The 19,751-nt window shown below is 56.0% G+C and carries 17 protein-coding genes; all 17 read right to left on the bottom strand.

Going from position 1 to position 19,751, the window contains the following annotated elements; translation table 11 throughout:
* Nucleotides 1-72: 72 nt before the first annotated feature.
* The 17 genes from ACVBEG_RS05665 to rpsB all read right to left on the bottom strand — a co-directional run bounded on the left by ACVBEG_RS05665 (nucleotide 73) and on the right by rpsB (nucleotide 19,435).
* Nucleotides 73-1,020: an acetyl-CoA carboxylase carboxyltransferase subunit alpha gene (locus ACVBEG_RS05665; RefSeq protein ID WP_322180471.1), complete on the bottom strand. Its 948-nt coding sequence runs from the start codon at nucleotides 1,018-1,020 to the stop codon at nucleotides 73-75.
* 136 nt (nucleotides 1,021-1,156) lie between these two features.
* Nucleotides 1,157-4,678 carry a DNA polymerase III subunit alpha gene (gene dnaE, locus ACVBEG_RS05660; protein ID WP_322180473.1) on the bottom strand — a complete coding sequence of 1,174 codons (3,522 nt, stop codon included), beginning with the start codon at nucleotides 4,676-4,678 and terminating at the stop codon, nucleotides 1,157-1,159.
* Between the two features lie 99 nt (nucleotides 4,679-4,777).
* Nucleotides 4,778-5,386 (bottom strand): ribonuclease HII, encoded by a 609-nt coding sequence (gene rnhB / locus ACVBEG_RS05655; protein ID WP_219061247.1) that lies wholly within the window; start codon nucleotides 5,384-5,386, stop codon nucleotides 4,778-4,780.
* 11 nt (nucleotides 5,387-5,397) lie between these two features.
* Complete coding sequence (gene lpxB, locus ACVBEG_RS05650; protein WP_322215296.1) at nucleotides 5,398-6,537, bottom strand: lipid-A-disaccharide synthase; 1,140 nt, start codon at nucleotides 6,535-6,537, stop codon at nucleotides 5,398-5,400.
* Nucleotides 6,537-7,313: an acyl-ACP--UDP-N-acetylglucosamine O-acyltransferase gene (gene lpxA / locus ACVBEG_RS05645; protein WP_219061245.1), complete on the bottom strand. Its 777-nt coding sequence runs from the start codon at nucleotides 7,311-7,313 to the stop codon at nucleotides 6,537-6,539. Before lpxA ends, lpxB begins: the two co-directional genes overlap by 1 nt.
* Nucleotides 7,310-7,750 carry a 3-hydroxyacyl-ACP dehydratase FabZ gene (fabZ, locus tag ACVBEG_RS05640; protein ID WP_322180478.1) on the bottom strand — a complete coding sequence of 147 codons (441 nt, stop codon included), beginning with the start codon at nucleotides 7,748-7,750 and terminating at the stop codon, nucleotides 7,310-7,312. The genes lpxA and fabZ overlap by 4 nt, the downstream gene beginning before the upstream one ends.
* Before the next feature lie 113 nt (nucleotides 7,751-7,863).
* Nucleotides 7,864-8,919: a UDP-3-O-(3-hydroxymyristoyl)glucosamine N-acyltransferase gene (gene lpxD / locus ACVBEG_RS05635; RefSeq protein WP_322215292.1), complete on the bottom strand. Its 1,056-nt coding sequence runs from the start codon at nucleotides 8,917-8,919 to the stop codon at nucleotides 7,864-7,866.
* A gap of 2 nt (nucleotides 8,920-8,921) precedes the next feature.
* Complete coding sequence (locus tag ACVBEG_RS05630) at nucleotides 8,922-9,425, bottom strand: OmpH family outer membrane protein (RefSeq protein WP_322180482.1); 504 nt, start codon at nucleotides 9,423-9,425, stop codon at nucleotides 8,922-8,924.
* 45 nt (nucleotides 9,426-9,470) lie between these two features.
* The gene (gene bamA, locus ACVBEG_RS05625) at nucleotides 9,471-11,843 is read right to left on the bottom strand and encodes an outer membrane protein assembly factor BamA (RefSeq protein ID WP_322180484.1); all 2,373 of its coding nucleotides are present in this window, start codon (nucleotides 11,841-11,843) and stop codon (nucleotides 9,471-9,473) included.
* Nucleotides 11,844-11,917: 74 nt separating this feature from the next.
* On the bottom strand, nucleotides 11,918-13,270 hold the full coding sequence (gene rseP, locus ACVBEG_RS05620) for a sigma E protease regulator RseP (protein WP_322180486.1): 1,353 nt from the start codon (nucleotides 13,268-13,270) through the stop codon (nucleotides 11,918-11,920).
* A gap of 92 nt (nucleotides 13,271-13,362) precedes the next feature.
* Nucleotides 13,363-14,553 (bottom strand): 1-deoxy-D-xylulose-5-phosphate reductoisomerase, encoded by a 1,191-nt coding sequence (gene ispC, locus ACVBEG_RS05615; RefSeq protein ID WP_322180488.1) that lies wholly within the window; start codon nucleotides 14,551-14,553, stop codon nucleotides 13,363-13,365.
* Entirely contained in the window at nucleotides 14,550-15,365 is an 816-nt protein-coding gene (locus ACVBEG_RS05610; RefSeq protein ID WP_322180490.1) for a phosphatidate cytidylyltransferase, read from the bottom strand. The genes ispC and ACVBEG_RS05610 overlap by 4 nt, the downstream gene beginning before the upstream one ends.
* Nucleotides 15,365-16,120: a polyprenyl diphosphate synthase gene (gene uppS / locus ACVBEG_RS05605; RefSeq protein WP_322180491.1), complete on the bottom strand. Its 756-nt coding sequence runs from the start codon at nucleotides 16,118-16,120 to the stop codon at nucleotides 15,365-15,367. Before uppS ends, ACVBEG_RS05610 begins: the two co-directional genes overlap by 1 nt.
* 15 nt (nucleotides 16,121-16,135) lie before the next feature.
* On the bottom strand, nucleotides 16,136-16,693 hold the full coding sequence (gene frr / locus ACVBEG_RS05600; RefSeq protein WP_322180492.1) for a ribosome recycling factor: 558 nt from the start codon (nucleotides 16,691-16,693) through the stop codon (nucleotides 16,136-16,138).
* Nucleotides 16,690-17,433: a UMP kinase gene (gene pyrH, locus ACVBEG_RS05595; protein WP_322180494.1), complete on the bottom strand. Its 744-nt coding sequence runs from the start codon at nucleotides 17,431-17,433 to the stop codon at nucleotides 16,690-16,692. The genes frr and pyrH overlap by 4 nt, the downstream gene beginning before the upstream one ends.
* 203 nt (nucleotides 17,434-17,636) lie before the next feature.
* The gene (gene tsf, locus ACVBEG_RS05590) at nucleotides 17,637-18,506 is read right to left on the bottom strand and encodes a translation elongation factor Ts (RefSeq protein WP_322180496.1); all 870 of its coding nucleotides are present in this window, start codon (nucleotides 18,504-18,506) and stop codon (nucleotides 17,637-17,639) included.
* Between the two features lie 185 nt (nucleotides 18,507-18,691).
* Nucleotides 18,692-19,435 (bottom strand): 30S ribosomal protein S2, encoded by a 744-nt coding sequence (gene rpsB, locus ACVBEG_RS05585; protein ID WP_219061233.1) that lies wholly within the window; start codon nucleotides 19,433-19,435, stop codon nucleotides 18,692-18,694.
* Nucleotides 19,436-19,751: the final 316 nt, after the last annotated feature.

The following is a 19,751-nucleotide window of genomic DNA, read 5'->3' as shown; positions in this document are numbered from 1 at the left end:
CCGCTGTGCGCCTGATTGCGGATAAGCCCTTTCCTGCAAAGGAGCGGGCTTATCCGCGAATGCAATCTTGACTCAGAGACCGTAGCTCATCAGGCGCTCATAACGGCGCGCCAGCAACGCTTCGGTATCGAACTTCTTGAGCATCGCCAATTGGCTGCTTAATTCCTGACGGATCGAAGCCGCAGCCATCGCCGGGTCGCGATGGGCGCCGCCCAACGGTTCGCCGATGACTTTATCAACGATACCCAAACCTTTGAGACGGTCAGCGGTAATGCCCATTGCGTCAGCAGCATCAGGGGCTTTTTCGGCAGTTTTCCACAGAATCGATGCGCAACCTTCCGGCGAAATAACCGCGTAGGTCGAATACTGGAGCATGTTCAATTGATCGCAAACGCCGATGGCCAGCGCACCGCCAGAACCACCCTCGCCGATAACCGTGGCAATGATCGGAGTTTTCAAGCGAGACATGACGCGCAGGTTCCAGGCAATCGCTTCGCTCTGGTTACGCTCTTCGGCATCGATACCCGGGTAGGCGCCCGGTGTGTCGATGAAGGTCAGAATCGGCATTTTGAAGCGCTCGGCCATTTCCATCAGACGACAGGCTTTACGATAGCCTTCAGGACGTGGCATGCCGAAGTTGCGGCGAACTTTCTCGCGCACTTCACGGCCTTTCTGGTGACCGATCACCATCACTGGCTGGTCTTCCAGACGCGCAATGCCGCCGACGATGGCCGCATCGTCGGAAAAGTGCCGATCACCGTGCAGTTCGTCGAATTCGGTGAAGATGTGCGAGATGTAGTCCAGGGTATAAGGACGACGCGGGTGACGCGCCATCCGCGCAATCTGCCAGCTGGTCAGGTTGCCAAAAATGTTTTCGGTGAGCGTGTTGCTCTTTTCTTGCAGACGAGAGATTTCGTCGCCGATATTCAGCGAGTTGTCATTACCGACCAAGCGCAGCTCTTCGATCTTGGCTTGCAGGTCAGCGATCGGCTGTTCGAAATCAAGAAAATTCGGGTTCATAGGCATCCGTCTTGGGTCGACGGCCAAGAGGCCGGCCGGTTGATCCGTTAACGCCTTACCTTACGGGAACAGGCGTATTCAGGTCGAGATTAAAAATTATGGTTGAACGCAGGCTGGATTAACAGGCCCCGTGCTATCAACGGTATTGCAGGAAGACGTTCTCACGCCCGAACTGGTCACGCAGTGCTTGAATCAAGCTGTCCGCCGGATCGATTCGCCACCCCTCGCCAAACTGCAGCAAAGCCTTGGCATCCACCCCGGTGTAGTCCACGGTAATAGGACACGCACCGCGATGCCGCTTGCACAAATCGCCCAACCACCGCAGCCGATCGCCCTTGAGCGCATCGGCATGCACCTTCAAGCGCAGGCTTTCAGCGAGATTGGTTCGCGCATCTTCCAGGCTCATTACCCGTTTAGCACGCAAACGCAGGCCGCCGGAGAAGTCATCATTGCTGACCTCGCCTTCGACCACCACCATCGCATCGGTCTGCAACAGCGACTGTGCCGAATGAAAAGCCTCGGCAAACAGTGAGGCCTCAATTCGTCCAGAGCGGTCATCGAGGGTGATAAAGCCCATCTTGTCGCCCTTTTTGTTCTTCATGACGCGCAACGCAATGATCATACCGGCTACCGTCTGTGTGTCTCGCGCCGGCTTCAGATCGATGATGCGCTGACGAGCGAAACGGCGAATTTCGCCTTCATATTCGTCGATAGGGTGCCCGGTGAGGTACAAACCCAGGGTTTCTTTCTCACCACGTAAACGCTCTTTAAGGCTCAGCTCTTTGGCCTTGCGATGGTTCGCGTAGACGTCGGCGTCTTCTTCGACGAACAAGCCGCCAAAAAGATCGGAGTGACCGCTGTCATGACTGCGAGCGGTCTGCTCTGCGGCCTGAATCGCCTCTTCCAGCGCAGCAAGCAGTACCGAGCGATTGCGGTCGATGTTGGCTTGATAGGCTTTCGGCTCGATTTCAAAATAGGGGCCCAGGCGATCCAGCGCACCGCTGCGGATCAAGCCATCGAGGGTCCGTTTGTTGATGCGTTTGAGGTCGACACGCGCGCAAAAGTCGAACAAATCCTTGAACGGCCCGGCCAAGCGCGACTCGGTAATGGCTTCTACCGGTCCTTCGCCGACACCCTTGATGGCGCCGAGGCCATAAAGAATCCGACCGTCCTCACTCACGGTGAACTTGTATTCGGAGGTGTTCACGTCCGGCGCATCAAGGCGCAACTTCATGTTGCGCACTTCTTCGATCAAGGTCACGACCTTGTCGGTGTTGTGCATGTCCGCCGACAGTACCGCAGCCATGAAAGGTGCCGGGTAGTGAGTTTTCAGCCAGGCGGTCTGATACGACACCAGACCATAAGCTGCGGAGTGGGATTTATTGAAACCATAACCAGCGAATTTTTCCACCAGGTCGAAAATGTTACCGGACAGGTCCGGGTCAATATTGTTGTTGGTACAGCCTTCAATGAAACCGCCACGCTGCTTGGCCATTTCTTCGGGTTTTTTCTTACCCATGGCCCGACGCAGCATGTCCGCACCACCGAGGGTGTAACCGGCCATGACCTGAGCGATCTGCATCACCTGTTCTTGATACAGGATGATGCCGTAGGTCGGTGCCAATACCGGCTTAAGGCCTTCGTACTGATAATCGATGTGCGGATAGGACAGTTCGGCGCGACCGTGCTTCCGGTTGATAAAGTCGTCCACCATGCCCGATTGCAGCGGGCCCGGACGGAACAATGCCACCAACGCGATCAAGTCCTCCAGACAGTCGGGCTTGAGCTTTTTGATCAGCTCTTTCATGCCGCGCGACTCAAGCTGGAACACGGCGGTGGTTTCGGCTTTTTGCAGCAGGCTGTAGGTCGCCTTGTCGTCCAGCGGGATAAAGGCGATATCCAGCGGCGCTTCGTCAACCTTGGCGCGCTCACGGTTGATGGTCTTGAGCGCCCAATCAATGATGGTCAGGGTCCGCAGGCCGAGGAAGTCGAACTTCACCAGCCCCGCCGCCTCGACGTCATCTTTATCGAACTGGGTCACCAGGCCATCGCCCGCTTCATCGCAGTAGATGGGCGAGAAGTCGGTCAGTTTGGTCGGAGCGATCACCACGCCGCCGGCATGCTTGCCGACGTTACGCACGATACCCTCGAGCTTGCGGGCCATCTCCCAGATTTCCGCCGCCTCTTCATCAACCTTGAGGAAGTCGCGCAGGATTTCTTCCTGCTCGTAGGCTTTCTCCAACGTCATGCCGACTTCGAACGGAATCATTTTCGACAGTCGATCAGCCAGGCCGTAGGACTTGCCTTGAACCCTGGCAACGTCCCGCACCACGGCCTTGGCCGCCATTGAACCGAAGGTAATGATCTGGCTGACCGCGTTACGACCATATTTCTCGGCCACGTACTCGATAACGCGGTCGCGGCCGTCCATGCAGAAGTCAACGTCGAAGTCGGGCATGGAGACCCGTTCCGGATTAAGGAACCGTTCGAACAGCAGGTCGTATTCCAGCGGGTCGAGATCGGTGATCTTCTGCACGTAAGCCACTAGCGAACCAGCACCCGACCCACGGCCAGGACCCACCGGCACGCCATTGGCTTTGGCCCACTGGATGAAGTCCATCACGATCAGGAAGTAACCGGGGAAGCCCATCTGGATGATGATATCCAGCTCGAAATTCAACCGATCGACATAGACCTGACGCTTGGCCTCGTAATCCTCGGTCGTGTCCTTGGGCATCAGGACCGACAGGCGCTCCTCCAGACCATCGAAAGATACTTTGCGAAAGTATTCATCGATGGTCATGCCGTCAGGAATCGGAAAGTTGGGCAAGAAGTGAGTACCCAGCTTCACATCAATGTTGCAGCGTTTGGCGATTTCGACCGTGTTTTCCAGCGCCTCGGGCAGGTCGCTGAACAGTTCGGCCATTTGCGCCGCGCTTTTCAGGTACTGCTGATCGCTGTAGTTATGCGAGCGACGCGGATCATCCAGCGCCCGGCCTTCACCGATGCAAACCCGCGTTTCGTGGGCCTCGAAATCTTCCTGCTTGATAAAGCGGACATCGTTGGTCGCCACCAGCGGTGCGCCAAGACGATCAGCCAGGGCAACGGCAGCGTGCAGGTGCTCTTCGTCATTAGGGCGGTTGGTGCGCTGCACTTCCAGATAGAAACGGTCAGGAAAAACCGCCATCCATTCACGCAGTAACTGATCCGCCTCATCCGGATTACCGCCGAGCAGGGCCATGCCGATTTCGCCCTCTTTAGCCGCCGACAGTGCGATCAAGCCTTCGTTGGCCTCAGCAACCCATTCCCGCTCGACAATCACCTGGCCATTGCGCTGGCCTTCGATGAAGCCACGAGAAATCAGCTCAGTCAGATTGCGGTAGCCCTTGGCATTCATCACCAACAGGCTGATCCGGCTCAGCGCAGCATCTTCGTCCTTGTTCGACAGCCACAGGTCGGCACCACAAATAGGCTTGATACCCCCGCCCATGGCGGCCTTGTAGAACTTGACCAGCGAACACATGTTGTTCTGATCGGTCACGGCAACAGCCGGCATACCCATGCTGGCCAAGGTCTTGATCAACGGTTTGACCCGGACCAGACCATCGACCAGAGAATATTCAGTGTGCAGGCGTAGATGAACGAAAGAAGCCGGCATGTTGATCCTATAGCGCGAAATACAAAAAAACCAAGGCCCGGAGTGTACCGGGCCTTGGTCAAAACATCAGCCCAGTGAGACTGTCGTGAGCGGAATTTGCTACAGCAGCTCGCGGGCTTCGTACGCGGCCCGCACCGGGGCAAACGAACGCCTGTGAATAGGTGTCGGGCCGAGACGCGCCAGCGCTTCCAGATGAACGGGGGTTGGATAACCCTTGTGGCCGCCGATGCCATAACCCGGATAAATCAGCTCGAACGCCGCCATTTCGCGGTCCCGACTGACTTTCGCCAGAATCGACGCCGCGGCGATTGCCGGAACTTTGGCATCACCTTGAATCACCGGCGCGCTGGGCACGGACAATTGCGGGCAGCGATTACCATCGATCAGCGCCAGTTTTGGGGTAATGGTCAGCCCCTCGACCGCGCGTTTCATGGCCAACATGGTTGCGTGAAGAATATTCAGCTCGTCGATTTCTTCCACTTCAGCCCGGGCGATGTACCAGCACAGAGCCTTTTCGCAGATCTCGTCGTAGAGTTTCTCGCGGCGAGCCGGGGTGAGCTTTTTTGAATCGTTGAGGCCGAGGATCGGGCGGCGTGGATCGAGGATGACGGCAGCCGTCACCACAGCGCCACAAAGAGGGCCGCGACCGACTTCGTCGACGCCGGCAACCAGGTCTTCCACCAGATTGAAGTCCAAACCCATTTGCATTTATTGCGAACTCACTGTGAAGGCGACTGACCCAACAGGCCAAGCACCGCATCGGCGGCCTGATTGGAGGCGTCGCGGCGCAAGATCCGGTGAATGGCATCGAAACCTGCAGTCTGCGCTTCGCCGCCATCGAGCAGCGGCAACAGCGTTTGCGCAAGGGTCTCGGCGGTTGCTGCGTCCTGCAACAATTCCGGGACCAGCAAACGCTGGGCGAGCAGATTAGGCAAAGAAACGTAAGGGCTTTTCACCAGACGCTTGAGTATCCAGAAGGTAATCGGTGCCAAGCGGTAGGCAACGACCATGGGACGTTTGTACAGCAGCGCTTCAAGTGTCGCCGTGCCGGATGCGATCAACACCGCATCGCACGCCGCCAGTGCCAGGTGCGAGCCGCCGTCGAGCAGCAGCACCGGCACGTCGCGCCCTTGCAACAGTTGCTCGATCTGCGCACGCCGCTCCGGGCTGGCGCAGGGCAGCACGAAGCGAATACCAGGACGCAAGGCCATCAGACGTTCCGCGGCATCGAAGAACAGGCCTCCGAGGCGCCCTACTTCGCCACCTCGACTTCCGGGCATTAGCGCAACCAGCGGGCCGGCAGCCAAACCCAGTTGAGCTCGCGCCGCAGCGCGATCAGCTTCAAGAGGGATGGTGTCAGCCAAGGGATGACCGACAAACCGCACCGGTACGCCCTTCTCTTCGTAGAACCGAGCTTCAAAGGGCAGCAGCGTCAGCATCAGGTCGCAGCCTTCGCGAATTTTCAGCACGCGCTTTTGCCGCCAGGCCCATACCGACGGACTGACGTAATGCACCGTCTTGATTCCAGCGCGCCGTAGCTTGAGTTCGATATTGAGCGTGAAGTCCGGGGCATCGATACCGATGAAGACGTCAGGCTTTTCGCCGAGAAACGTTTGAACAAGCTGCTTGCGCTTGGCTAACAACTCTTTGAGCCGACCCAGCACCTCGACCAGCCCCATGACCGCCAGACGCTCCATCGGGAAGTAGGAAACCATGCCTTCGGCCTGCATCAGCGGACCGCCGACACCGATAAACTCGACAGAGGGATGACGAATCTTGAGCGCTCGCATCAAACCCGCACCCAGGATATCGCCTGACGCTTCGCCTGCTACAAGCGCGATTCGCAGTGGCCTGATCATTAACGCGTGATGCCGCGGGTCGAAGCCTGAATCGACTCGAGGAACACGGCGACTTCAGGGAACAACGCAGCTGGTTCGGCGAGCTCGGCAATGGCTTGATCGACGGTCAGTCCCTGCCGATAGACGACTTTGTACGCACGACGTAGCGCGTGAATGGTCTCTTCGCTGAACCCACGACGGCGCATGCCCTCGAAGTTCATGCTACGAGCTTCAGCCGGGTTACCAAAAACGGTGACGAACGCTGGCACATCCTTGCCAATTGCAGTGCCCATGCCTGAAAAGCTGTGAGCGCCAATATGGCAAAACTGATGTACCAGTGTGAAGCCGGAGAGGATCGCCCAATCATTGACGTGCACATGTCCGGCCAACGCGGTGTTGTTGACCAGAATGCAATGATTGCCGATCACGCTGTCGTGACCGATGTGGGCGTAGGCCATGATCAGGTTATGGTCACCCAGGGTCGTTTCCGCACGATCCTGAATCGTCCCGCGATGGATGGTCACACCCTCACGAATAACGTTGTGATCACCGATCACCAGACGCGTCTCTTCGCCTTTGTACTTGAGATCGGGCGTGTCCTCGCCTACCGATGAAAACTGGTAAATGCGGTTGTGCTTACCGATCTTCGTTGGGCCCCTGAGAATTACATGCGGCCCAACGACTGTACCCTCGCCAATTTCCACACCAGGTCCGACGATCGACCAAGGGCCGACCTCTACATTGTCGGCCAGGATGGCCGTCGGATCGATGATTGCGCGAGGGTCAATCAAACTCATAGTTTACGTTCCGCGCAGATAATTTCTGCGGAACACACTGGCTTGCCGTCGACCGAAGCCTGGCACTCGAATTTCCAGATCTGACGCTTGCAGCTGATGAATTTAGCTTCAAGTATCAACTGATCACCCGGCAGCACCGGCTGACGAAAGCGCAGTTTGTCTGAACCTACAAAGTAGTAAAGCGTGCCTTCGGATGGCTTCACGTCCAGTATTTTAAAACCGAGGATACCAGCGGCCTGGGCCATCGCTTCAATGATCAGAACGCCCGGCATGATTGGGTGCTGAGGAAAGTGACCGTTGAAGAAAGGCTCATTAATGCTGACATTCTTGTACGCACGAATGCTTTTGCTCTCGACATTCAGCTCCACCACACGATCCACCAACAAGAATGGGTAGCGGTGAGGCAGGTATTCGCGAATCTCGTTGATGTCCATCATTTCGGGGGGGAAGCCTGTAGTAAAGAGTGGGAGTACGCGACTGAGGCGCAGCACTCCTGTTGCAAATCAAGGAGGCAGTCTATTGGCTGTGCACGCTTGATATCAAAAGAGCATCAGCCATCAGATGACTCATTACCGCCTGAGGTCACGGCTTCAACAACCTTTTCCAACTGTTGCAGGCGCCGCGCCATGTCATCCAACTGACGAATACGCGCCGCGCTTTTGCGCCATTCCGCAGCGGGCTGCATCGCAGTCCCCGAAGAATAGGCACCGCGCTCGGTAATCGAGCGGGTCACCATGGTCATACCTGTGACAAAAACTCCATCACACACTTCTATATGACCAACCATGCCGACACCGCCAGCGATGGTGCAATGCTTGCCAATCTTGGTACTGCCCGAGATACCGACACACGCCGCCATCGCGGTGTGATCGCCGACCTGCACGTTGTGCGCGATCTGAATCTGGTTATCCAGTTTGACGCCGTTGCCGATCAACGTGTCGGCTAACGCACCGCGGTCGACGGCCGTATTGACGCCGATTTCCACGTCGTCACCGATCAGAACACCCCCAATCTGCGCGATTTTCTGCCAAATCCCTTTTTCATTGGCGAAACCGAAACCTTCACCGCCGAGCACGGCTCCCGACTGAATCACAACGCGTTTACCAATGCGTACATCGTGATAAAGCGTGACCCGCGGGGCCAGCCAGCCACCTTCGCCAATTTCACAACGAGCGCCGATAAAGCAATGGGCCCCCACTGTGACCCCGGCCGCGATGCAGGCACCGCTTTCGATAACGGCAAAAGCGCCCACGCTGGCAGTGGCATCAACCTGGGCGTCCGCCGCAACCACTGCAGACGGATGCACCCCAGGCAGAGCCTTGGGCTTGGGGTCGAAAAAATGGGAAATCTTCGCGTACGCCAGATAAGGATCAGCCACTAATAACGCATCACCGGCAAAACTCTCCGCATCCGCTGGCTTCAGCAGCACGGCTGCAGCATGACTATCGGCGAGGAACCTGCGGTACTGCGGATTGGCCAGAAAACTCAACTGAGCAGGGCCGGCCTCTTGCAAAGTGGCCAGCCCGGTAATCTCTTTATCCGCGGCGCCACGTAACGTGGCGCCGAGGAACTCAGCCAGTTGGCCGAGTTTAATGGTCGCAGTCATGATTACTTCAGCTGATTCATGCGCTCAATCACTTGGCGAGTGACGTCGTACTGAGGTTTGACATCAATGACAGCGCCGCGCTCGAATACCAGGTCATACGCGCCTTTCTTGATCACTTCTTCTACAGCCTGATCAAGTTTTGGCTTCAACTGCTTGAGCATTTCACGGTCGGCAACCGCTTTGGCTTCATTCAGCTCCTTGGACTGGAACTGGAAGTCACGAGCCTTTTGCTTGAATTCAAGCTCAAGACGCTCACGCTCAGGTTGCGCCATCTTGTCGCCACCGCTGACCAGACGATCCTGAATACCCTTGGCACTGCTTTCAAGAGTTTTGAGCTTGGTCAATTGTGGGCCGAATTTTTTCTCGGCATCCACGGCATATTTCTTTGCCGCGTCTGATTCGAGCAGTGCCATTTGATAGTTCAGCACTGCAATTTTCATTTCAGCAAATGCTGGAGTCGCTATCAAGGCCGTGGCCAAGATAACCAGCTGAGTCAACTTACGCACGATGCACTCCTACAAAATCCGTTGTCGTTATCGGTGATCAGACGATTAGAAGGTCTGACCGAGAGAGAATTGGAATATTTGGGTTTCCGCATTGTCCGGTTTTTTGACCGGCATAGCCACGGCAAAACTCAACGGGCCCAGTGCCGTAACCCACGTCACGCCGACACCCACAGAACTCGCCAATCCAGAAAGGTCGATATTACTGCACGTGACCTTGTTGCCACTTAACGTGAGTTTGCTGGAGTCACAATTGCTGTCGAATACGTTGCCGACGTCCCAGAACACAGAGGTCCGCAGTGAGCGTTGATCTTTGATGAATGGCAGTGGGAACATCAGTTCTACACCACCCTGGATCAGTACGTTACCACCGAACGGCAGCGGATTCTGATCCGGATCTGCCAATGTGCCTGGGTTAACACCCGTACTCGGGGTGCTACGCGGGCCCAAGGTGCTGTCCTTGAAACCACGAACCGAGTTGAAACCGCCAGCATAGTAGTTCTCGTAGAACGGCAGGCCCGAGGTTGACCCATAACCATCGCCATAACCCAACTCTGTGTGCAGACGCAGGGTGTAATTATCGGTTAGCGGGTGGAAATACTGACCACGGTAATCAAGCTTGAAGAACGACAGGTCGCTGCCCGGCGTAGTGGTTTCCAATACCAGGCTCTGGGAATGCCCACGCGTGGCGAGCACACCTTTGTTCAACGTTGACTCGGACCAACCCGCCGAAGCCTTGAAGTTGAGGTACTTATCGCCCTGCGCATTAACGAAGTTGAAAATCTCGTCGACTGTGTAAACGCCGGTCTTGATTTGGTCCTCCTGCACGGTAAGGCCGAAGGTCAAACGTGAGGTTTCATTGATCGGGTAACCGACGCTCACGCCCGCACCCAAGCTGTCTACGGCATAACTGGCTACAGAAACGTTAAGGTTTTTGTAGTCAGTGGTACGGTAGAACGCGTTGTAACCTAGGCTCACGCCATCCGCAGTCCAGTAGGGGTCGACAAAGCCAAAGTTGTATCGGCTCTGGTATTGGCTGCGAGTCAGACCAATGCTGACCTTGTTACCGGTACCCAGGAAGTTGTTCTGGCTGATCGAGCCGCCGAGAATAAGGCCCGCGCTCTGGGCGAAACCAACGCTGGCAGTGATCGAACCGGACGCTTGTTCTTCAACGGCGTAATTGACGTCAACCTGATCGTCGGTGCCCGGAACCGCAGGCGTTTCGACGTTCACTTCTTTGAAGAAGCCGAGACGTTCAAGACGGGTTTTCGATTGATCGATCAGATAAGTCGAAGCCCATCCGCCTTCCATCTGACGCATTTCACGACGCAGCACTTCATCGGCAGACTTGGTGTTGCCACGGAAGTTGATGCGGTTGACGTAAGCACGCTTGCCCGGATCGACCACAAAGGTGATGTCGACTGTGTGATCTTCATTGTTCGGGGTCGGAACGCCGTTGACGTTGGCGAAGGTATAGCCTTCGTTACCCAGGCGACGAGTGATCAGCTCTGACGTAGTGGTCATGACTTTGCGCGAGAACACTTGACCCGGCTTGACCAGCAACAGGGCCTTGACCTGGTCTTCGGGTACTTTCAAATCGCCGCTCAGCTTGACCGACTTGACGCTGTACTTCTCGCCTTCATTCACGTTGACCGTGATGTAGACGTTTTTCTTGTCAGGCGTGATCGATACCTGAGTCGAGGCTATATCCATGTTGATATAGCCGCGATCGAGGTAGTAAGAACGCAGACGTTCAAGGTCGCCGGAGAGTTTTTCCCGGGCGTACTTGTCGTCGTTCTTGAAGAATGACAGCCAGTTGGTGGTCTTGAGCTCGAACAGACCGATCAGGTCTTCATCAGGAAAGACGCTGTTACCCACCACGTTGATGTGCTGGATAGCGGCAACCGTGCCTTCATTGATGTTGATCTTCAGACCGACGCGGTTCCGCGGCTGCGGCACAACCTCGGTGGCGACCTCAGCCGAATAACGACCTTGGGCAACGTATTGACGTTGCAGCTCGTTACGCACGCCTTCAAGGGTCGCACGCTGAAAGATCTCACCTTCAGCCAGACCTGACTGCTTGAGCCCCTTCATCAGGTCTTCGGTACTGATCGCCTTGTTGCCTTCAATGTCGATACTGGCAACAGAAGGCCGTTCGACTACAGTAATGACCAGGACATTGCCATCGCGGCCGAGCTGGATATCTTGAAAGAACCCGGTTTTGAACAGCGCACGAGTGGCATCCACCAGGCGACGATCATCCGCAGACTCGCCGACATTCAACGGCAAGGCACCAAAGACGCTGCCTGCGGATACCCGCTGGAGGCCATTGACACGGATATCGGAGATAGTGAAGGACTCAGCGTGAACTTCGGCGATCATCAGTACGGCAAGAACCGCAGTTAGCAGCAGACGTTTCATGAAGTCCTTTCTTATTCCAACTGGCAATAAACAAATTGCCGCAAAATGCGGCAAATTCGCAATTCAGCGAAGCTTTACAGTCGACCCAGATCGTTGATCAAGGCAAGCAACATCACCCCAACCACTAAGCTAATACCGATCTGAATCCCCCAACCTTGCACCCGATCCGATAGCGGACGACCCCGCGCCCACTCAATCAGGTAGAACAACAGATGCCCCCCATCCAATACTGGAATGGGCAACAAATTGAGAACACCCAGGCTAATACTCAGATAAGCGAGGAAATTCAGGAAGTCACCTACCCCTGACTGTGCAGAAGCGCCCGCCACTTTAGCAATGGTTATCGGTCCGCTCAAGTTTTTTACAGAGAGCTCGCCGAACAACATTTTCTTGAGTGAATCAAAGGTCAGCATACTCATGGTCCAAGTGCGCCTCGCGCCCTCTCCCACAGCGGCCAGAGGCCCGAAGCTAACCTCTCGTAACATCTCTGGTGGCCAATCGACACCTTTGACTCCGGCCCCCAGATAACCGGTCGCCGTTTTTCCCTCACCTCGCACCGCCAGCGTCAACGGCACATCAAGCTGAGCACCCTCACGTTCGATACGCAAAGAAATTTTTGCATCGGGTCGCAGGCGGACAGCGTCAACAACCTGCTGCCAATCACTCAACGCTTGACCGTCGAGCGCCACAAGCCGATCGCCGGCCTTCAGGCCTGCAGCTTGCGCCGGGCCTTTCGGATCAAGCTCCGCCAGCACCGGCGGCAAGGCCGGACGCCATGGGCGAATACCCAGCGAGCGTATCGGATCGGGCTCGTCAGCACCTTTGAGCCACTTATCCAGCGCCAGCTCACGAGGAGAATCGACGGCCGAGCCCTGATCACGCACGCTGAGAGCCACGGTACCGCTCTCGCCCAGACGCCGCACCAGTTGCAAGTTCACTGCCGCCCAGCCCGATGTAGGCTCGCCGTCGACAGCGACAATCTCTTGCCCTGCGCTCAATCCACCCTTGTCGGCGATGCTGCCTGACTCAACCGTGCCAATTACAGGACGCACCTGCTGACTGCCGAGCATTGCCAGGAACCAGAAAAAAACGATAGCCAGCAAGAAATTGGCAACCGGACCGGCAATCACGATTGCAATACGTTGATACACGGTCTTACGGTTAAAGGCCTGATCCAGCTGATCGGCTGGCACCTCGCCTTCCCGCTCGTCGAGCATCTTAACGTAACCACCCAATGGAATGGCTGCGATAACGTACTCAGTGCCTTTTCGATCATGCCAGCGAAGCAGCGGCATACCGAAACCCACCGAGAAACGCAAAACCTTGACGCCACAACGCCGAGCCACCCAAAAGTGGCCAAATTCGTGAAAGGTCACCAGCACACCCAATGCCACCAAGGTGCCGACAATCATATAGAGCGCGCTCATCAACTTTCTCCGGGTACCTGCCTTGTACAGTGTGAAAGCCGTGTATGGGTTTCACACCACCACAATCGCCTGCGCCGTCTAATCTACCGCCGTTACCGCCCGTTGCGACCGAGCCATTGCTCAGCCAAACCGCGCGCTTTTGAATCTATCTCGAATACCGCATCGAGCTCCTCTACCGCAACGACGGGCTCAAGATTCAAAACCTCATCAATGATACTCGCGATCTCCGGATAGCGGATGCGCCGCTCAAGAAACGCTGCAACGGCAACCTCATTGGCAGCGTTGAGCATCGCTGGCGCGCTGTTACCCGCCTCCGCTGCCTGCCGTGCCAGACGCAGGCATGGAAACCGCTGTTCATCCGGGGCCTGGAAATCCAGGCGCGCAATACTGAACAGGTCCAGCGGCGCAACACCCGAATCAATCCGATTCGGCCAGGCCAGCGCATGAGCAATCGGCGTACGCATATCCGGGTTACCAAGCTGAGCCAACACCGAACCATCCACATAGTCAACCATGGAATGGATCACACTCTGCGGATGAATAACCACTTCAACCTGATCGGGCCGCGCATCGAACAGCCAGCAGGCTTCGATCAATTCGAGCCCTTTGTTCATCATGCTGGCGGAGTCTACAGAAATCTTGCGCCCCATTGACCAATTAGGATGGGCGCACGCCTGTTCTGGAGAGACATACATCAATTCAGACAAGGGCGTTTCACGAAACGGACCGCCTGAAGCGGTCAACAGAATACGGCGCACGCCGACCGAACCCAAGCCACCGGCATAGTCATTGGGCAAGCACTGGAAGATCGCGTTGTGCTCGCTGTCGATCGGCAGCAGTACGGCACCGCTACGCTGCACAGCCTGCATGAACAACGCACCGGACATCACCAGCGCTTCTTTGTTGGCCAGCAGCACCTTCTTGCCCGCCTCGACAGCTGCCAGGGTAGGACGAAGCCCTGCTCCACCGACGATCGCCGCCAATACGGTATCGACCTGAGGATGAGCCGAGACCTCGCACAAACCGCGCTCACCTACCAGAACCCGTGTATCAAGGCCGGCAGCCGCCAGATCATCTTGCAGACCGCGAGCGAGATCAATGTCGGGCACCACGGCAAACCGGGGTGAGTGGCGCACACACAGCGCCAACAACTCTTTCAAGCGACTGAATCCTGTGAGCGCAAAAACCTGATACCGCTCAGGGTGACGAGCGATGACGTCAAGCGTGCTCAGTCCAACGGAGCCAGTAGCGCCCAGGACCGTTATTTGTTGAGGCTTACTCACAGCGTCCCCCAACTGGCAGCCCAGAGCAGTACCGCAAAAACGGGGATGGCAGCAGTCAAACTGTCTATGCGATCCAGCACGCCACCATGACCCGGCAGTAGACTACTGCTGTCCTTGATGCCGGCCTGACGCTTGAACATGCTTTCAGTCAAATCACCGACGACCGAGATCAATACTACGCTTGCGGCGCCCAGCAAGCCCATAAGGAGTTGCGAGCCAGACCAGCCGCGAACCATTCCGACAATCGCGGTGATCAGCAGACTGGCGATCAAACCACCGAACACACCCTCCCAGCTCTTGCCTGGACTGACCCTGGGCGCAAGCTTGCGCTTGCCAAAAGCCTTCCCGGAGAAATAAGCGCCGATATCGGCACCCCAAACCAACACCATGACCGCAAGGATCAACCCATTACCCAGAGGCCATTGCTTGATCAGAACCAATCCCTGCCATGCGGGTAATAGAACCAACAGACCGATGATCAACTTGCAGGCAGCGCCAGACCAGTAAGCACTGGTATCCGGATAGGTCAGCACCAGGATGGTTGCCACCAGCCACCACAGCACTGCAGCACCTAAAACCCAAAGCGCCAGACCTGGCAGCAAGTGCAGCAACAGCAGCAAGACGGCGATTAGCGCAGCATAGGCAACCCGTGCAGGCCGGGCAGCAAAACCCGCCAGACGTGCCCACTCCCAACCCCCCAAAGTCACCACTACGCCAATAAACAGGGCAAAACTTGCACCTTCGAGCAGAAAAAAACCGCATAAGGCAATCGGCAGCAGGATCAGTGCGGTGATGATTCGTTGTTTCAGCATTAAGCCCGGGCTCCAGCTTCTACCTGTTCGCTCGTTTTACCGAAGCGGCGTTGGCGGGAAGCGAAATCTGCCAGCGCAGTGCGCATGGCGTCGTGTTTGAAGTCCGGCCAGAAAAGGTCGGAAAAGTACAGCTCGGCGTAGGCGAGCTGCCAGAGCAAGAAGTTACTGACACGATGTTCGCCGCCGGTACGAATACACAAGTCCGGTAATGGCTGATCACCCGTTGCCAGACACGTCTGCAACAACTCAGGAGTGATTTCCTCCGGACGCAGACGCCCGGCCTGAACCTCGCGAGCCAGATGCTGGGCAGCCTGGGCAATATCCCATTGTCCGCCGTAGTTAGCCGCAATCTGCAGCACAAAACGACCGGGGCCGGCAGTCCGCTCTTCAGCTTCACGCATGGCAGCCTGCAGCTCAGGATGAAACCGTGAACGGTCACCAATGATCCGCAAGCTGATCGCGTTATCGTTCAAACGCCGGGTCTCACGGCGCAGAGCCGTGAAAAACAACTCCATCAAAGCGCCGACTTCCTCAGCCGGGCGCTGCCAGTTCTCACTGGAGAAAGCGAACAGGGTCAACACCTCGACCTTCGCTTCAGCGCACACCTCAATGACCGCACGAACAGCATCCACGCCTGCTTTATGCCCGGCGACACCGGGCAAAAGACGCTTTTTCGCCCAGCGATTATTACCATCCATGATGATTGCGACATGGCGCGGCACCGATGACGGTGCCGCCTGCTTGGTCTTATCCATAAACGCCCAGGCCCTTTATACAGCCATCAGATCCGCTTCTTTTTGCTTCACTGCCGTTTCGATATCCGCCACGAACTTATCCGTCAGCTTCTGAATATCATCGGCAGCGCGACGCTCTTCGTCTTCGCTGATTTCTTTCTCTTTGATCAGATCCTTGAACTGGCTCAACGCATCGCGACGGATGTTACGAACAGCCACCCGAGCATCTTCCGCAGCATCACGAGCTTGTTTTGTGAAGCCCTTACGGGTCTCTTCAGTCAAAGCCGGCATCGAGATCAGAAGCAGCTCGCCCAGGTTCGTCGGGTTGAAGCCCAGCCCGGCACTCTGAATAGCCTTGTCGACGGCTCCGAGCATATTGCGCTCGAATGCCACGACCTGCAGGGTGCGCGAGTCCTTGACGGTCACGTTCGCAACCTGATTCAGAGGGGTATCGGAGCCATAATAAGGCACCATCACACCGCCCAGAATGCTGGGATGAGCCTGACCAGTACGAATTCGGCTGAATGCGTGAGCCAGGGACTCCAGGGTTTTCTGCATACGCGTTTGAGCGTCTTTCTTGATTTCGTTGATCATTGCTCGCCTTCCTCGATCAGGGTTCCTTCAGCGCCACCATGTACGATATTCAGCAGGGCGCCGGGCTTGTTCATGTTAAATACGCGCAGCGGCATTTTATGATCGCGGCACAGACAGATAGCGGTCAGATCCATCACACCCAACTTGCGATCCAGAACTTCATCGTACGTCAGATGATCGAACTTCTCGGCATTTGGGTCTTTGAATGGATCTGCGGTGTACACACCATCGACCTTGGTCGCTTTGAGCACTACGTCGGCATCGATTTCGATCCCTCGCAGACAAGCGGCCGAATCGGTGGTGAAGAACGGGTTGCCAGTGCCTGCGGCGAAAATCACCACATCCTTGGCGTTGAGATGACGCATGGCTTTGCGACGATCGTAATGATCGGTCACGCCCACCATGGAAATGGCCGACATCACGATAGCCGAAATGTTAGCTCGTTCCAGCGCATCACGCATGGCCAGAGCGTTCATCACAGTGGCCAGCATGCCCATATGATCGCCTGTCACCCGATCCATACCGGCAGCACTCAAGGCCGCCCCACGGAATAGATTGCCACCACCAATAACCAGCCCGACCTGAACCCCGATACCGACCAACTGACCAACTTCAAGGGCCATGCGATCCAGGACTTTCGGGTCAATGCCGAACTCTTCGGAGCCCATCAGGGCCTCGCCGCTAAGCTTGAGTAGAATGCGTTTATAGCGAGCCTGATAACCACTGCCCTGCTGAGCCATTGCGAATCTCTCCTGCGGCGTTTAAAAAAATTCTGTGCGAGCTGTTTTCAGCCTGCGATTACTCTAGCTGACGGTACGACACCGTCAGGGGATGCAGCCTTGTAAGCCACTTCCCCAAGGAAAACAAATTCCTTTTACCTATTTGACGAAGAGGCCGCTCGCGTGAGCGGGCAGCCTCTTCGGGGCGACAGTGTGAAACCGTCTTATTGCTTGCTTGCAGCCACTTGTGCGGCAACTTCTTCAGCGAAGTTGTCGACTGGTTTCTCGATGCCTTCGCCTACTTGGAAGCGAGTGAAGGAAACGATTTCAGCGCCGGCTTTCTTGGCCAGTTCACCGACCTTGATTTCCGGGTTTTTGACGAACGCTTGTTCGACCAGACTTGCTTCAGCCAGGAACTTCTGAATGCGACCGCCAACCATTTTCTCAACGATTTCGGCTGGCTTGCCTTTGATCTTGTCTTCGTTGAGGCTCATGAACACGGCTTTTTCGCGTTCTACAGCTTCTGCGGAAACTTCCGAAGGCAGCAGGAACTCAGGGTTGCTGGCAGCAACGTGCATAGCGATGTCTTTGGCCAGGTCAGCGTCACCGCCTTTCAGGACAACAACAACACCGATCTTGTTACCGTGCAGGTAAGCATTGACCACGTCGCCTTCAACCCGAGCCAGACGGCGGATGTTGACGTTTTCGCCAACTTTCGCGATCAGAGCTTCACGGGCCAATTCCTGAGCGACGATCAGCGGAGCTGCGTCAGTCAGTTTTTCAGCAAATGCTTTTTCAAGGCTGTTGTTCACGAATTCTTTGAAGTCGTCCTGCAGGGCCAGGAAGTCGGTCTGCGAGTTGACTTCGAGGATCACTGCACTTTTGCCATCTTCGGCAACTTTGACAGCAATGGCGCCTTCAGCAGCAACGTTGCCTGCTTTCTTGGCGGCTTTGATGGCACCAGAGGCGCGCATATCGTCGATTGCTTTTTCGATGTCGCCGTCAGCCTTGGTCAAGGCCTTTTTGCAATCCATCATGCCTTCGCCAGTGCGCTCACGCAGTTCTTTGACCAACGCTGCAGTAATTTCTGCCATTTCAAATTCCTCTTGGATAGGTCTTAAAACCATTCCACCCGACCGAACGGGCGTTCAAATTCTTGAAAACCGCTGCTGGCTGCGGCGCATGACTGCAAGGCGGCGCCAACATATGGTTTCCGAGGGGGCAAAAAGGGGGCCAGGCCCCCTTTTTGCGTACCGAGTAAACGCTAGGCGTTTGCTACTCAGCCTTCAACGACTGCGGCAGCTGGAGCTTCTTCGACGAACACGTCGGTGCCGCCGTTAGCGTTGTTGCGGCCACGGATAACAGCGTCAGCCATCGAACCCATGTACAACTGGATGGCGCGAATGGCGTCATCGTTGCCTGGGATGATGTAATCAACGCCTTCCGGGCTGCTGTTGGTATCGACTACGCCGATAACCGGGATACCCAGCTTGTTAGCTTCGGTGATCGCGATGCGCTCGTGATCAACGTCGATAACGAACAGTGCGTCAGGAAGACCGCCCATGTCCTTGATACCACCCAGGCTACGATCCAGCTTTTCCAGATCGCGAGTGCGCATCAGCGCCTCTTTCTTGGTCAGCTTGGTGAATGTGCCGTCTTCTGCCTGAATTTCAAGCTCGCGCAGACGCTTGATGGAGGCACGGATGGTTTTGAAGTTGGTCAGCATGCCGCCCAACCAGCGGTGATCGACGTAAGGCGAGCCGCAACGTGCAGCTTCTTCAGCGACGATTTTGCCAGCGGAACGCTTGGTGCCAACAAACAGAATCTTGTTTTTGCCCGAAGCCAGTTTTTCAACGAAAGCCAGAGCTTCGTTGAACATAGGCAAGGTTTTTTCAAGGTTGATGATGTGAATCTTGTTACGTGCGCCGAAAATGTATTTACCCATTTTCGGGTTCCAGTAACGGGTTTGGTGACCGAAGTGGACACCGGCTTTCAGCATATCGCGCATGTTGACTTGGGACATGATAGTTCCTTGATAAGTCGGGTTAGGCCTCCACGTATCCCAATGACCAACCAACAGCTTCAAGCTGAGGGCACCCAGGTCATCGTGTCGACACGTGTGTGGGTTTAAGCTTCTGGGACATACCCAGGAAAGCGGCGCATTTTATACCATAAAAGGCCGGATAACGGAACACGAAATAAGCACCGCCGCAAACGTCCTTTTGCGCCGTACACGCGGGGCCACCTCGCGCATATATAAAGCGATGATCACCCGCAGCCTGACGGTCTGTTAGAATCGCGTTTTACGTGTTTAGCCGCGCCACACCGCGCCGAGAGAA

Source organism: Pseudomonas sp. GG8, from assembly GCF_052976945.1.
The sequence above is the reverse complement of the archived record's forward strand: the minus strand, read 5'-3'. Positions and strand labels throughout refer to the sequence as shown.